The 15,181-nt window shown below is 70.2% G+C and carries 12 protein-coding genes; 5 read left to right on the top strand and 7 right to left on the bottom strand.

Features of this window, described 5'->3' with window-relative positions; translation table 11 throughout:
- Positions 1-14: 14 nt before the first annotated feature.
- The 5 genes from ACFQV6_RS36275 to ACFQV6_RS36255 all read right to left on the bottom strand — a co-directional run bounded on the left by ACFQV6_RS36275 (position 15) and on the right by ACFQV6_RS36255 (position 5,908).
- Positions 15-1,601 (bottom strand): glycoside hydrolase family 13 protein, encoded by a 1,587-nt coding sequence (locus ACFQV6_RS36275; protein ID WP_378032207.1) that lies wholly within the window; start codon positions 1,599-1,601, stop codon positions 15-17.
- Positions 1,598-2,830: an ABC transporter ATP-binding protein gene (locus ACFQV6_RS36270; RefSeq protein WP_378032206.1), complete on the bottom strand. Its 1,233-nt coding sequence runs from the start codon at positions 2,828-2,830 to the stop codon at positions 1,598-1,600. The genes ACFQV6_RS36275 and ACFQV6_RS36270 overlap by 4 nt, the downstream gene beginning before the upstream one ends.
- A gap of 11 nt (positions 2,831-2,841) precedes the next feature.
- A complete protein-coding gene (locus ACFQV6_RS36265; RefSeq protein ID WP_378032226.1) occupies positions 2,842-3,606 on the bottom strand; it encodes a carbohydrate ABC transporter permease in 765 nt (254 codons plus the stop codon).
- Positions 3,607-3,668: 62 nt separating this feature from the next.
- The gene (locus ACFQV6_RS36260) at positions 3,669-4,601 is read right to left on the bottom strand and encodes a carbohydrate ABC transporter permease (protein ID WP_378032205.1); all 933 of its coding nucleotides are present in this window, start codon (positions 4,599-4,601) and stop codon (positions 3,669-3,671) included.
- An 8-nt stretch (positions 4,602-4,609) separates the two neighbouring features.
- Positions 4,610-5,908: an extracellular solute-binding protein gene (locus ACFQV6_RS36255; protein ID WP_378032204.1), complete on the bottom strand. Its 1,299-nt coding sequence runs from the start codon at positions 5,906-5,908 to the stop codon at positions 4,610-4,612.
- A 151-nt stretch (positions 5,909-6,059) separates the two neighbouring features.
- Between ACFQV6_RS36255 and ACFQV6_RS36250 the strand changes: the two genes are divergently transcribed.
- Complete coding sequence (locus ACFQV6_RS36250; RefSeq protein ID WP_378032203.1) at positions 6,060-7,067, top strand: LacI family DNA-binding transcriptional regulator; 1,008 nt, start codon at positions 6,060-6,062, stop codon at positions 7,065-7,067.
- Here the strand turns inward: ACFQV6_RS36250 and ACFQV6_RS36245 are convergent, their stop codons facing one another.
- Positions 7,068-8,150 carry a substrate-binding domain-containing protein gene (locus ACFQV6_RS36245; RefSeq protein WP_378032202.1) on the bottom strand — a complete coding sequence of 361 codons (1,083 nt, stop codon included), beginning with the start codon at positions 8,148-8,150 and terminating at the stop codon, positions 7,068-7,070.
- Complete coding sequence (locus tag ACFQV6_RS36240; RefSeq protein ID WP_378032201.1) at positions 8,147-9,907, bottom strand: heparinase II/III family protein; 1,761 nt, start codon at positions 9,905-9,907, stop codon at positions 8,147-8,149. Before ACFQV6_RS36240 ends, ACFQV6_RS36245 begins: the two co-directional genes overlap by 4 nt.
- A gap of 204 nt (positions 9,908-10,111) precedes the next feature.
- On the opposite strand from ACFQV6_RS36240, the gene ACFQV6_RS36235 reads away from it, so the two are divergent.
- From ACFQV6_RS36235 to ACFQV6_RS36220, 4 genes are read left to right on the top strand one after another with little or no spacing between them, the layout of a single operon-like run.
- Positions 10,112-12,025, top strand: coding sequence for a DUF2264 domain-containing protein (locus ACFQV6_RS36235; RefSeq protein ID WP_378032200.1), 1,914 nt, complete (start codon positions 10,112-10,114; stop codon positions 12,023-12,025).
- A gap of 17 nt (positions 12,026-12,042) precedes the next feature.
- The gene (locus tag ACFQV6_RS36230; RefSeq protein WP_378032199.1) at positions 12,043-13,341 is read left to right on the top strand and encodes an ABC transporter substrate-binding protein; all 1,299 of its coding nucleotides are present in this window, start codon (positions 12,043-12,045) and stop codon (positions 13,339-13,341) included.
- A gap of 57 nt (positions 13,342-13,398) precedes the next feature.
- Positions 13,399-14,283 (top strand): carbohydrate ABC transporter permease, encoded by an 885-nt coding sequence (locus ACFQV6_RS36225; RefSeq protein ID WP_378032198.1) that lies wholly within the window; start codon positions 13,399-13,401, stop codon positions 14,281-14,283.
- 7 nt (positions 14,284-14,290) lie between these two features.
- Positions 14,291-15,178, top strand: a complete 888-nt coding sequence (locus ACFQV6_RS36220; protein ID WP_378032197.1) for a carbohydrate ABC transporter permease — start codon at positions 14,291-14,293, stop codon at positions 15,176-15,178.
- Positions 15,179-15,181: the final 3 nt, after the last annotated feature.

Genomic DNA, 15,181 nt, shown 5'->3' with positions numbered 1-15,181 from the left:
GCAAGCCTTCTCCGTTACGAGTTGAAAAGACCGAACCACACCGTGGTGGCCGGAGGCAGCGAGTCTTCGCTGGTGACAGGCTCGCTGGCGAGCAGGACCGGGGCGCCGCGCAGCCCGGCGGGCAGGGGGGCCGGCTCGTCGCCGACGTTGACGGCGCAGGTGAAGGTGGGGCCGCGGTGGAAGGCCAGCACGTCGCCGGTGGTGGGCAGCCAGGTCATCGGGCCGTCCAGCGCGCGCCGGTGCCGCAGCGCCGCCCGATAGAGGTTGAGGATGGAGTCCGGGTCGGCGTCCTGGCGTTCGACGGTCAGCGCCGCCCACTCCGGCGGTTGCGGGAGCCAGGCCACCGGGCCGGGCCCGAATCCGTACGACGGAACGGCCCCCGCCCACGGCAGCGGCACCCGGCAGCCGTCCCGTCCGGGGTCCCCTCCCCCGGTGCGCGCGAACGTCGGGTCCCGCCGCACCCCGTCCGGCAGGTCCCGCACCTCCGGCAGTCCCAGTTCCTCACCCTGGTAGACGTACGCCCCGCCCGGCAACGCCAGCATCAGCAACGCCGCAGCCCGCGCCCGCCGCAGCCCCACCGCCCCGTCGCCGTACCGGGTGACGTGGCGGATCACGTCGTGATTGGAAAGCACCCAGGTCGCCGGGGCTCCCACCGCAGACAGGTTCCCGATGCTCTCGTTGATGGCCTCCCGCAACGACGCCGCCGTCCACTTCGCCATCAGGAACGTGAAGTTGAACGCCGTGTGCAGCTCACCCGGGCGCAGGTACCGGGCCAGCCGGGCCGGGCTCTGCACCCACACCTCGCCGACGAACGCACGCTCACCGGGATAGCCGTCGCTCAGCGCCCGCCACGCCCGGTAGACGTCGTGCACCTCGTCGAGGTCCCAGTGCGGGTGCCCCTCGGGCGCCGGGCCGAGCATGAAGTGCTTCTCCCCCAGGTCCGGCATCTGCGGGTCCTTCGCCAGGCCGTGCGCGACGTCGACCCGGAAGCCGTCGGCTCCCCGGTCGAACCAGAACCGCAGGATGTCCTCGAACTCGGCGCGGACCTCGCCGTCGGTCCAGTCGAGGTCGGGCTGCTCCGGGGCGAACAGGTGCAGGTACCACTGGCCGGGCCGCCCGTCCGGTTCGGTGATCCGGGTCCACGCCCGGCCGCCGAACATGCTGATCCAGTTGTTCGGCGGCAGGTCGCCGTCCGGGCCGCGGCCGTCGCGGAACAGGTAGCGGGAGCGTTCCCGGCTGCCGGGCGGGGCGGCGAGCGCGGCACGGAACCACGGGTGCTGGTCGGAGGTGTGGTTGGGCACCAGGTCGAGGATGACCCGCAGCCCCAGCTCGTGCGCGTCGCCGATCAGCGCCTCAGCGTCCGCGAGCGTGCCGAACCGGGGGTCGACGCCGCGGTGGTCCGCGACGTCGTACCCGTTGTCGGCCTGCGGCGAGGGGTAGAACGGGTTCAGCCAGACGGCGTCGACGCCCAGCTCTCGCAGGTACGGCAGGCGGGACCGGACGCCGGGCAGGTCGCCGATACCGTCACCGTCCGAATCGGCGAAGCTCCACACGTACACCTGATAGATGACCGCGTGGCGCCACCAGGCGGACGAGCTCACTTCGGCTGATCCATCCGCTCGCGCAGCTCCTCCTCCTCGAGCCGGGCCAGGTCCGCGGCGGCGTCCTCGTCGCGGGTGAGGTTCTCACCGGTACGCGGGTCGAACAGGTGCATCCGGCGGGTGTCGGCCCAGAACTCGCCCTCGTGGTTCTCCCGCAGCCGGCTCATCGCGTCGATCGAGATGATCAGCTGGCTGCGCAGGGCCTCGCTGTCGAGCTCGGCGGCCAGGTCGGCGAGCTGCTGCGCCACCTCCGGGTTCGAGTCGAACGGGATGTACGCGTACTGCGAGTCGCCGAGCCACTCGGTGACGTCGACGCGAGCCCGGAACAGGACACCCTTCTCCCGTTTCGCGGAGTCGAGCACCCGGGCATCCTCGAAGTGCTCCGGCCGGATACCGGCGATGAGCAGCTGCCCGTCGGTGACCCGGCCGGCCGCGGCCGCCGGCACGTCCGCCTCCAGGAACGGCAGTTGCAGCCGGCTGCCGGAGACGACGGCGGGCAGGAAGTTCATCGGCGGGGAGCCGATGAAGCCGGCGACGAACATGTTGACCGGCTGCTCGTACAGCTCACGCGGTGATGCCACCTGCTGGAGCAATCCGCGTCGCAGCACCGCCACCCGGTCGCCGAGCGTCATCGCCTCGGTCTGGTCATGGGTGACGTAGACCGTGGTGGTGCCGAGCCGGCGCTGCATCCGGGAGATCTCAGTGCGCATCTGCCCACGCAGTTTGGCGTCCAGGTTGGACAGCGGTTCGTCGAAGAGGAACGCCTGCACCTGCCGGACGATGGCCCGGCCCATGGCGACGCGCTGCCGCTGGCCGCCGGAGAGGTTCGCCGGTTTGCGGTCCAGGTGCTCGTTGAGCTCCAGCATCGAGGCCGCCTCGCGGACCCGCCGCTGGATTTCCTCCTCCTTCAGAGCCTTCTGCAGGCGCAGCGGGAAGGCGATGTTCTCGAAAACAGTCAGGTGCGGGTAGAGCGCGTAGTTCTGGAAGACCATGGACAGGTTGCGGTCCCGCGGCGCCTTCTCGTTGACCCGGTTGCCGCCGATCAGCATGTCGCCGGAGGTGATGTCCTCCAGTCCGACGATCATGCGGAGCAGCGTGGACTTACCGCAGCCCGACGGCCCGACCAGGATCATGAACTCGCCGTCGGCGATGTCGAGGCTGACGTCGTTCACCGCCTTGAAGCCGTCGCCGTACTCCTTGACTATGTTGCGCATCTCGATGGCTGCCATGACTGGTCCCTTCAGCCCTTGACGGCGCCGGACGTCAGGCCGGCCACGATCTTGCGTTGGAAGAGGAGCACCAGCACGATCACCGGGATGGTGACGACCACGGCGGCCGCCGCGATCGGGGCGGTGGGCTGGGAGAACTGCGAGGCGCCCTGGAAGAAGGCGAGGGCCGCCGGAACCGGCCGGGCGGCTTCGCTGGAGGTGAGCGTGATGCCGAAGACGAAGTCGTTCCAGACGGCGAAGAACGTCAGGATCGCCGCGGTGAAGACGCCGGGGCTGGCGAGCGGGACGATCACCCGCCGGAACGCCTGCCAGGCGGTCGCACCGTCGACCTGGGCCGCCTGCTCCATCTCCCACGGGATCTCGCGGAAGAACGCGGCCAGGACGTAGACCGCCAGCGGCAACGAGTAGGAGAGGTACGGGATGATCAGTCCCAGCCACGTGTCGTACAGGCCGATCGTGCGCCAGAGGTTGAACAGCGGCGTGGCGATCGAGATGACCGGGAAGACCGTGATCGCCAGGGCGACGCCGAGGACCAGGCGCTTGCCGGGAAATTCAAGACGGGAGATCGCGTACGCCGCGATGGTCGCCAGCACGACCGAGATGGTCGTCGCGATCAGTGCCATCCCGACCGAGTTGCGCAGCGCGGTGGTGAACAGGTCGGAGGCGAACACGGTCCGGTAGTTGTCCCAGCGCCACACGGTGGGCAGGAAGGCGTTGTTGGTGATGTCGTCGCCCGCTTTGAAGGACAGCGACACGATCCAGAGCACCGGCACCATGGCGTACGCGATGATCACGATGGCACCGATGATCCAGAGTGCCTGTGTCCTGCGGCTGGCCTTCACTTGCGATCCCCCCTCGCCTGCGACAGGTCGGTACGGAAGACCTTGATGAACAGGAACGCGATGAGCACGACGAGGATCGCGAGGATGACGCTGACCGCTGAGCCGGAGCCGATCATCACGCGGCTGATCGTCTGCCGGTACGCCAGGAACGACAGCGTCTCGGTGCCCTGCGCGCCGGCCGTCATGATGAAGACCGAGTCGAAGATCCGGAACGCGTCGAGCGTCCGGAACAGCAGCGCCACCATGATCGCGGCCTTCATGTTCGGCAGGATCACGCGTTTGACCCGCTGCCAGGCCTTGGCGCCGTCGACCTTCGCCGCCTCGAGGTAGTCGTCGGGGATCTGGGCGAGCCCGGCGAGCAGCAGCAGCGACATGAACGGCGTGGTCTTCCAGATCTCCGCCACGGCGACGGTGAACAGCGCCGACCACGTACCGCCGAACCAGTCGAAGTCGCCGATCCCGAACAGCGGGTTGACGAAGCCGTACGTGTTGCTGAAAGCGTAGGCCCAGGCGTACGCGGAGACCACCGTGATGATCCCGTACGGCACGAGGATGGCCGTGCGCAGCGCGGTCCGCAGGTAGAGCGCCCGGTGCATGACCATGGCGAGGGCGAAGCCGAGCACGAGCTCGGCGGCCACGGTCACCACGGTGAGGATCGAGGTCACGCCGAACTGCTGCCAGAACAGCGAGTCGCTCAGGATCATGGTGTAGTTGCCGATGCCGATGAACTGCCGGCCGTCCGGGTCGGTGAGCCGGTAGTCGAAGAGCGAGAGCCAGATCGCGTTCAGGATCGGATAGCCGGTGACCGCCACCATCACGATGAACGCCGGTCCGGCGAGCATCCAGCCCAGGTTGCGCTCGTGGCGGGTGCGGTCGGTCAGTACGACGCGCCGGGTGCGCCGCCGCACCGCGGGGATCGTCACGCTCACAGCCCCTCCTAGATCAGTCGCTTGTTGGACAGGACGTCCTCGAGCAGCTGGTTGGCCTCTCGGGGAGTGGTCCGCGGATCGAGCGAGTCCGGCGGGTGGAAGCCGGCCTGGATCGAGCCGGTGACGTCGCCGTAGTAGGGGCTGACCGGCCGCGGTGTCGCGGTGTCCATCCCGGTGCGGATCTCGTCGGCCATCGGGAACATCTCCCTGATCTCCGGGTCGTCGAAGACCGAGGCCAGCGCAGCCGGGTTGCCCGCCTTGATCATGAATTCCTTCTGGCTCTGCGGCGACGCCAGGCACCTGATGGCCTCGACGGCGAGATCCTGTTTGCTGCTGAAGGCGCTCACCGACAGGCCGAGACCACCGGACGGCGGTGCGGTCGGCATACCGGCATCCACCTGCGGGTACGCCGCCCAGCCCACGTCGTTCTTGAAGTCGGCGGGCAGCGAGCCCTCCTCGATCGCCGAGTCGAACGCCGCCCACACGTACGGCCAGTTGACCATGAAGCCTCCGTCGGCGGCCTGGAACGCGGCCCGGGAGTCCTCCTCGCCGGCGGTGCTGAACCCGGCCGGCGCCGCCGGAGAGACCGCGAGATCGTGCATGATCTTGACGGCGGTGGCGCCGGCCGGGCTGTCCAGTCCGCCCTTGACCTGGTCGGCCGGGAGGTCCTGGGAGCCCTCGGCGAGGATCGAGCCGCCGGCCGAGGCGATCAGGGCGTTGACCCAGACCATCAGGCTCTCGTTGCGGCGGCCCTGCGCGGCCAGGGTCACACCCGACCGGCTCGCACCCTGGATCAGCTGGTCCCAGGTGACCGGTCCGGCGGACGGGTCGACGCCGGCCTTGGCGAGCACCGACTTGCGGTACCAGAGGAGCTGCGTGTTGCCGTAGAGCGGGGCGGAGAAGAGGGTGTCGCGGAAGGTGGACTGTTCGAGCGGACCCTTCAGCACGCCCTTGGAGAAGTCGGCCTGCTCCTCGCTGGTGAACGGCCGGAGGAACTCCGCGTTGGCGAACTCCGCCATGAACGGCGGGTCGACGCTGACGATGTCGAGCGATCTGTCCTCGGCGGCGAGCCGGCGCAGCAGTTGCTCCCGGCCGCCCGCCGCGTTGTTCGGCAGGCGCTGGATGTTGAAGACGTAGGCGCCGCCGGACTCCGCCGCGCAGCGTTCGGCGACGTCCTGCTGGGCGGCGTCGGCGATGAAGTAGGTGAGGGAGTTGGCGCCGCCGTCGCCGCCACCGCATGCGGTGAGCGTCGCGGCGAGCAGGGTGAGTGAGGTCAGAGCGGCAGTCCGAGTTCTCGGTCCGGACACGATGCCTCCTTGGGAGGAATGCCTCCTGTGGAATCGCTTCCAGCAATCCACGCTGGTGTGACGTGGGTCTCATGTCAACACAGTCGTCACAATCTGGAATTTTGGCGGAAACGCGGTCCTGGAACCGCTTCCAGACTGATACCGTCCGGCGGTGGTCAAGCTGGCCGACGTCGCCCGTCTCGCCGGGGTGTCGATGGCGACCGCGTCGCGCGCCCTGAGCGATCACCCGCACGTGGCGCCCGCTACCCGCGCCCGGGTGCTGGCCGCCGCCGAGCGACTGTCCTATGTGATCTCCCCCGAGGCGTCCCGTCTGGCGGGCGGCAGCACCGGCCGGATCGCCGTGGTGACACCGCACATCTCCCGCTGGTTCTTCGGCGCGCTGCTCGAGGGTCTCGAGGCGGTGCTGCGGGAGGCCGATCTCGACGTGCTGATCTACCACGTCGGCGACGCCGCCGACCGCAGCGCGTTCTTCCAGCGGCTACCGGCCCGCCGCAAGGCCGACGCGGTCGTGGTGCTGGGCATGCCCGTCGCCGAGCCGGAACGCGACCGGCTCGGGCTGATGGGCGTGCACATCGTCGCCGCCGGCGGGCAGGCCGAGAGTTTTCCGTTCGTCGCGATCGACGACCTGGCCGCCGGGCGGCAGGCCGTCGGCCACCTGCTCTACCTGGGGCACCGCCGGATCGGCATGATCGCCGCGGTCGACCCCGCTCAGCCCGGCTGGCCGGTGAGCCCGGGCCGCACCCGGGCGTACCACGAGGCGCACGCCGACGCCGGGATCCCGGTCGATCCCCGGCTGATCGTGGAGATCCCGTGGGGCGGCAACGGCGGCGCCGGCGCGATGGCCGAGCTGCTCAGCCTGCGCGAGCCGCCGACCGCCGTCTACGCGCACTCCGACGAGGTCGCCCTCGGGGCGATGCGCACGCTACGGCGCGCCGGGCTGCGGGTACCCCAAGACGTCTCGGTGGTCGGCATCGACGATCACCCGCTGGCCGGGCTCACCGACCTGACCACCGTCGCCCAGCCGGTGCGCGAGCAGGGCACGCGGGCCGGGCAGATGGTGCTGGCGCTGCTGGGCGGCGAGAACGTCACGGACGGCGTGATCGTGCCGACCCGACTGGTGGTCCGGGGCTCCACCGGCCCGCCCCGGGAAAGCCGGTGATCAACGCCCGGGCGCGGCGGACGACCCCCGGATGCGCAGCGCGGGGCTTATCACGATCCGGTGCGTCGGCCGATCCGGATCAGCCAGGCGGTCAGCGACCAGGCGCACCGCGGCCCGCCCGATCGACCGTCGCGGCGGCCGCACCGCCGTCAGCGGCGGGCTGAACATCCCCGCCACCTCATCGTCGTAGGCGATCACCGACAGATCGCCGGGAATCGTCAGATGCCGCTCCTCGCACCGCTGCACCAGGGCGATCGCCTCGGCGTCGGCGTGCACCAGCAGCGCCGTCGTCCCGCTGGCCAGCGTCCGGTCGAGCACGGCGTCGAGCGCCGCGGTGCACTCCGGCTGCGCGGCGTCCGGCACGCGCTCGTCCACAGTGGTGGTGTCGAGCCCGCAGTCGGCGACCGCTTCCGCCCAGCCGCGGCGGACGTGCGGGCCGGTCGGGCTGTTCTCGGCGAGCACCAGGCCGACCCGGCGGTGCCCCAGCGACGCCAGGTGCCGGACCGCCATCGCGGCGCCGAGCGCGTGGTCGGTCACCACCGACTCCAGGACGGCGTGGTGCGGCCCGGCGGCAGCGGTGCGCTCCAGCAGGACGACCGGGATGCCGGTGCCGGCGAGCCACTCGATGGTGCCCTGCGCGGTGGGCGCGTCCATCCGCGGCGCCACCACCAGGGCGTCGACCCCCTGCTGGTCCAGCAGGCGGGCCAGCTGCGGCTTGTCGTTCACCGTCTCGTACGAGGAGCCGCGCAACACCACACGCATGTCGAGTTCGCGGGCGGCCTCCTCGGCTCCGCGGGCGACGTGCGGCCAGTAGTAGTCGAGCGACGGCACCAGCATGCCGAGCGCCCGGCCGGTCGGGGTATCGGGCCCGTCGTCGGTACTGGGCAGCGTCACACCGCCGTGCACCCGGCGGACCAGGCCCTCGGCGGCGAGCCGGGCGATGTCACGGCGGATCGTCACCACCGACGAGCCGAGCGTCTCGGACAGGTCGGAGACCCGGAGCACGCCGTCACGCTGCAGCGCCTCGAGCAGCCGGGCCTGGCGGGTCGCCTGCAGGGGCCCGCGTTGTTCCGATCCGCTCACCGCTGCTCCTCACACGTCAGGTCGAGGTTACCGACCGGGCCGATCGTGGTGACGTCGATGTCGAGCCGGGTCAGCCGATCACCCCACACCGAGGTCAGCATGGGGTCGTCCAGATCGCGCACCACCGTGTCGCACGGCAGGGCCGGATCCCAGGTGAGGATCAGCACGCCGGCGCCGTCGAGGGCGATCACCTCGGCGCGGCCCGGCCCGGCGGTCACCTCACCCGCGAGCAGCAGATGCAGGACTGTCGGTTCCGGATCATCAGCCGGGGTCAACTGCCAGGCATCACCGACGATCACCCGGCCGGCGGTCCGGTCCAGGCGGGCGGTTCTTCGCCAGGACACCACATCGGTACGGAGATAAGCATCCGCCATCTCGATGGCGAAACCCTCCTCGTCCACGGTCACCGACCGTGCCGCGTACTCCCGCCCGTGCCCCTGCGCCGTACCGCGGATGGTCGGCACGTTGTGCCAGGTGCTCTGCATGGTCCAGATCCGGTAGCGGTCCGGGCCGAAGGTCTGCGCGGTGTAGGTGGGCCGCCCGGCGTCGACGACGACCGGCACCCCGTTCAGCGCGATCACCACGCTGCCCACGTCGTTGTGGTTGTGGTGCTCGTCGTTGTGACCGCCTTTGATCGCCACGGTGAGCCCGGCCGCGCTGCCGTCCCGGGTGCGGGCGATCCGCACCTGGATGGAGGGCAGCCACACGTCGCGGGGCAGCGGCTCCGGGCCGGGCCGGGCGGCGGCCCACTCCGGATCGGTGAGCGCCCGCACCAGCCGGCCGACGCCGCCGGACTCGTCCGCGACGCCCTCGTCCGGGCGGCGGTGCGCGGCGGCGTACGCCTGCACCTCGGTGTCTCCGGCCCGGCGCGCCAGACGGTGCAGCGCGGCCCACGGAAGGTCGGCCCACATCCGCTCCGATGGATACCGCGCCGGGCCGTCGGCGAGGTTGAGGTGCCAGGGGCCGCCCAGCTGCATCCGGTGCGGGAAGGCCAGGGTTTGCGGGTTCCCGGCCTCGCCGATCAGCTCCAGTGCCTCCAGGAGCCGGCCTGCCCCGTTCCACCAGTAGTGGTAACCCTCGTCGATCGCGCCGTCCTCGGGTAGTCCGGCGGCGAACCGGCGCAGGCCGGCGACCGCCAGGTCGATCAGCTCTGGTTCCGGCTTGAGCTGGAGTGCCGCGGCCAGGATGTCGCCGTGGATCCACGCGGTCCAGTTGCCGGCCGGGCCGTCCAGCCCCAGCCAGTGCCAGTCCCGCCGCTGCTGGAACGGGGTGAGGACCCGGCGGTCCACCTCGTGCCGAATCCGGGCGCGGACACCCGGCACGTGCTCGTCGAGCTGGTCACCGAGCAGGTGGTCGATCCAGGCGAGCAGCGCGGCCACGTCACCGGCGCCCAGGTCGACGCACGGGTCGGTCACGGTCGGGACGACCGCGCCGTGCCGGGTGAACGTGTCGTCGTGCGCGGGCCAGCACCAGGAGCTCTGCTCGCAGAGCAGGATCACCCCGTCGGCCGTCTCGTCGATCCACAGCGGGTCGAGGGTGGCCGCGGCCAGGACCGCCGCCCGGGTCAGCCGTTCCTGCCGGGCCCAGAGCACCTGCTCGTACGCGTCGCGGTCGCCGTCCCGGAAGTACCGGGCATATCCGGAGGCGAGCGGCACGGGCCATGGTGTGCCCCGGCTCGCCTCGGCACGCGCGGTCAGGGCGCGCAGCGTCGGGACGTCCACGCAGTCCCACACCTGCCGGTCGCTCGCGGTAGGCACCGGCAACGACATCATCCCCGCCTCTCACCGTGAACGAATCTGATCGCATTAGATCGTTTCGTCGCCTCCGAGACAAGACCGGTTCGACGAGAAGCTGTCTGACCTGCAAATTCACGGGATGTTTGCGCAACCATTGACATGATTGATTGTGAGCGTTTAACTTTCCCGAAACCACAGCCGTTCACCTGACCCGGGGAGCGACGCGTGCCCGACACCCCCTTGAAAAGCCGCGACGACTGGCTTCGGCTGGCCGACCGGATGCTCACCGCCGCACGACGTCACGCCTCCCCCGGCCACGCCCGGATCACCCCGCCCGGGCCCGCCGGCGGCTACGGCCGGGACGTCGACGGCCTCGAAGGCTTCGCCCGCACGTTCCTGCTCGCCGGCTTCCGCATCGCCGGCAGCCCGGACGACGCGGCATCCGCCGACCTCGCCGAGTGGTACGCGACAGGCATCACCACCGGCACCGACCCGGACTCCCCCGAACGCTGGGTACGCCTCGAGGAACACGGCCAGGCCAAGGTGGAGGCCGCCTCGATCGCCCTGATCCTCGACATGACCCGCCCGTGGATCTGGGACCGCCTCACTCCCGCCGTGCAGCAGCGGGTGATCGGTTACCTCTCCCCCGCCGTCGGCGACGACACCTACCCGCAGATCAACTGGGTCTGGTTCCGGCTCGTGGTGCAGACCTTCCTGCGCTCGGTCGGCGGGCCGCACTCGCTCGTCGAGATGGCCGAGGACCTCGCCACCCACGACACGTTCCGGCGGGCCGGCGGCTGGCTGTCCGACGGCACGCGCCGGGCGTACGACCACTACACCGGCTGGGCGCTGCACCTCTACCCGGCGCTCTGGGCGCGGATGGCGGGCGCCGCCGACCTGGCCGCCGGCCGCCGCGAGCGGGACGTTGCCGCGCTCGACCGCTTCCTGCGCGACGCCGGGGAGCTGGTCGGCGGGGACGGATCGCCGCTGCTGCAGGGCCGCAGCCTGACCTACCGGTTCGCCGCCGCCGCGCCGTTCTGGGCCGGTGCGCTGTCCGGGGTGCCGTCGGTGTCACCGGGACGGCTGCGCCACGCGGCCGCCCAGATCGTCGGGCACTTCGCCACGAACGGCGCACCCGGCGAGGACGGCCTGCTCACGCTCGGCTGGCACGATCCGTGGCCGCGGCTCGCCCAGTCGTACTCGGGGCCCGGCTCGCCGTACTGGGCGGTCAAAGGCATGCTCGGCATCGCGCTCCCGGCCGGCCACCCGGTCTGGACCGCGCCCGAGGAACCCCTGCCGGTCGAGACCGCCGACACCCTGCGCGCGGTCCGCGCCCCCGGATGGATCCTTTCCGGTACGCGCGACGACGGCATCGTCCGTGTCGTCAACCACGGCACCGACCACGCCACGGAGGGCGCCACCAGCGCCGACTCACCCCTGTACGCCCGCCTGGGCTACTCCACCGCGACCGCGCCGATCCTGTCCGAACCGGGCTGGACCGCGCCGGTGGACATGTCGGTGACCCTGATCGACGAGGCCGGCCGGTGCACCCACCGGACCGGCATGCGCACCCTCACCGTCCGGGTCGACGACGACGGCCCGGCACCGGTCGGCGTCGCCGGCTCGACCGGCCCGGCCCGCTGGGTGGAACCCGGCCCCGGCCAGATCGACCACGGCGCCGGGCGCACCGGCTCGTCCGAGACGGCCGGCCACCTCACGGTCTTCTCACTGGTCCGCGGCCCGTGGGAGGTGCGCCTCGCCCGTGTCGACGACCCGATTCCGGCCGCGGCCCGGCTCCGCTTCGCCGGCTGGCCGGTCGCCGGGGACGGGCCGGCCGCCACCGGCACCGGCGAGGTGACGGTGACCGGCGCAGGGCTCACCTCTCGCCTCGTCTCCGCGGGCGGCACCGCGGGCATCGCCCGTTACGACGACGGCGGGCCGCTCGGCACCCCGGTCCGGGTGCCCTGGATCGACCACCCCATCGCCCCCGGCACCTGGACAGCCACCCTCGTGCAGCTCACCGGCGACCCGGCGGCCACCACGACACCCGTGTGCGAACTCGACGGGCCCGAAGTCCGGATCACCTGGCCCGACGGGATCTCCACGCGCACCCGCATCGACACACCCTCACAAAAGTAAAAATCGAAGGAGCAAAGATGAAACGCTCGATCGCGGCCGCCCTCGGCGCTGCCACGGCGATCTCATTGGTCCTGGCCGGTTGCAGCGGCGGGGACTCGGACGAGGCCTCCGGCCCGGCGACGATCACGCTCGCCGGCTGGAGCCTGGCCACCACACCCGAGTTCCAGAAACTGGCCGACGGCTTCCGGTCGGTGAACCCGGACGTGACCATCGAGGTCAAGGAGTACGACGCCGCCAACTACGACACGCAGATGATCGCCGACCTGGCGGCCGGCAAGGCGCCGGACATCTACACGCAGAAGACGCTGAAGAACTTCTACACCTATCAGAGCGGCAAACAGCTGCTCGACGTCTCGGACGTGGCGGGCAAGCTGGGCAGCACGGTCGGCGGGCTGTCGGCGTACCAGGTGGACGGGAAGACGTACGCGATTCCGTACCGGCAGGACTCGTGGGTCGTCTACTACAACAAGGCGCTGTTCGACCAGGCCGGGGTCAAGCACCCGGACGGGTCGTGGACCTGGGACGACTACGCGGCGGCGGCCAAGGACCTGACCACCAAGCTGAAGGCCAAGGGCTCCAAGGCGCTCGGCACCTACCAGCACACCTGGCAGTCCACCCTCCAGGGCTTCGCGCTGGCCCAGACCGCCGGCGCCGACCTCCAGAGCGGTGACTTCAGCTACCTGAAGCCGTACTACCAGCGGGCGCTGGACCTGCAGACCGCCGGAGCGCAGGCCAGCTTCGGCGACGCCACCACCAACAAGCTCACCTACCAGGCGCAGTTCGGCAAGCAGCAGGCCGCCATGATGGTGATGGGCACCTGGTACATGGCAACACTGCGCAGCCAGCAGGAGAAGGGCGACGCCGACAAGTTCGAGTGGGGCATCGCCCCGGCACCGCAGCTCACCAAGGCCACCACCGGCACCTCGGCGACACCGGTGACCTTCGCCGACCCCACCGGCTTCGGCATCAACCCGAAGATCGACGAGAAGAAGGCCCAGGCCGCCAAGGACTTCCTGGCCTACGCGGCCGGTCCGGAGGGCGCCAAGGCCCTCGCCGGCATCGCCATCACCCCGGCCGACACCACCACGACGAAGGACTCCTTCTTCACCGTCTCCGGCCTGCCGACCGACGACCTGTCGAAGTTCACCTTCGCCACGCACGACACCAAGCCGGAGAACCCGGTGTCGAAGTACACCGCGCCGCTGCAGAACATCCTCAACGACATGCACAGCGCCGTGCTCTCCGGCAGCAAGCCGCTGGACGCCGCGATCACCGAGGCACAGGACCGGGCCAAGAACGAGGTCCTCAGCAAATAGGGGTGTGCTCGCCGGGTCCGGCACACCACCGGACCCGGACGCCCGTAAGGAGTCCTGATGTCAACCACGCCCGTGACCCGCCTCCGCAACACCGCGGTGGGGTGGAGTTTCCTGCTGCCGAACTTCGCCGGCTTCGCGGTGCTCACCCTCGTGCCGGTGGTGCTGCTCTTCTACTACTCGTTCACCGAGTGGAACATCTTCGGCGGCAGCACCTGGAGCGGGACGGCCAACTTCCGGCAGATGGCAGGCGACGCCAGCTTCTGGACCGCGCTGCGCAACACCTTCTACTACGCGGCCTTCCACCTCCCGCTCACCCTCGTCGTCTCGCTGAGCCTCGCCCTGCTGCTCAACCGCAAGCTGCGGGGAGTGGCGTTCTTCCGCACCGTGGCGTTCTTCCCCTACATCACGTCGATCGTGGCGATCGCGCAGATCTGGAACATGCTGTTCAGCCCGGGATTCGGGCCGATCAACGAGCTGCTGCGGGCGATCGGCGTCGACAGCCCGCCGGGCTGGACCACGTCGGCCGACTGGTCGATGCCCGCGGTGATCATCGTCGGGACCTGGCGCGACATGGGCTACTACATGCTGCTCTTCCTCGCCGGGCTGCAGACCATCCCGGCACAGCTCTACGAGGCCGCGACCGTCGACGGCGCGAACGCCTGGCAGCGGTTCCGGGCGGTCACCCTGCCCGGGCTGCGGCCGACCACCTTCTTCATCACGGTCCTGCTGACCATCAACAGCTTCAAGGTCTTCGACCTGATCCTGGTGATGACCGACGGCGGGCCGGGACAGTCGACGCTGGTGCTGTCGCAGTACATCTTCCAGAAGGGCTTCGAGGAGAACCAGTTCGGCTACGCGTCGGCGCTGTCCATCGTGCTGTTCGCCATCTGCTTCCTGGTGACGATCGTCCAGTTCGTGGTCAACAAGCGCAGGGATGCGTGATCTCGCTATGAGCACTCTGTTGCGGCCCGCGCCGGTCGGCGCCCTGCCGCTCGACTCCTCACCCTCCCGCCGCCGGAGGCGCTACCTCTGGCGGGCCCTCGGCTATCTGGCGCTCGGCGTCGCGGCAGTCGGCATCCTGATGCCGTTCTACTGGATGGTCATGTCGTCGCTGAAGACGAACAACGAGGTCTTCACGATTCCGATCCAGTGGTGGCCGAGCGACCCGGTGTGGAGCAACTACGCCGACATCTGGGCCAAATCCGAGATGACCACCTGGCTGGGCAACACCGTGCTGCTCGCCGCGGCGGTCACCCTGCTCCAGGTCTTCACCGGCAGCTTCGCCGCGTACGGGTTCGCCAAGGTCAGGTTCCCCGGCCGGAACGCGCTGTTCCTCGCCTACATCGGCACCCTGGCCGTGCCCTGGCAGTCGTACATGATCCCGCAGTTCGTCCTGATGTCGAAGTTCCAGCTCACCGACACGCTGTGGTCGATCATCGCGCTCCAGGCGTTCGGGCCGCTCGGCGTCTTCCTGATGAAACAGTTCTACGACTCGATCCCCGACGAACTGATCGACGCGGCCCGCATCGACGGAATGAGCGAGTACGGCATCTACCGCCGGATCATGCTGCCGCTCTCGGTGCCGGCGCTGGCCAGCCTCAGCCTGATCACGCTGGTCACCACGTGGAACGACTTCCTCGGGCCGCTGCTCTACCTGCGCAGCCCGGACGTGTGGACGATTCAGATCGGGCTCAAGTCGTTCATCAGCCAGTACAACGCCGAGTACGCGCTGATCATGACGGGTTCGGTGCTCTCGGTACTCCCGATCGTGGTGATCTTCCTGCTCGGCCAGCGGTACTTCGTCGAGGGAGTCGCGACCACCGGGCTGAAGGGCTGAGGA

The sequence above is a fragment of the Actinoplanes sp. GCM10030250 genome (assembly GCF_042666575.1).
Classification (GTDB): domain Bacteria; phylum Actinomycetota; class Actinomycetes; order Mycobacteriales; family Micromonosporaceae; genus Actinoplanes.
Note: the sequence above shows the minus strand (reverse complement) of the source record. Positions and strands in the feature narration are given on the sequence as shown.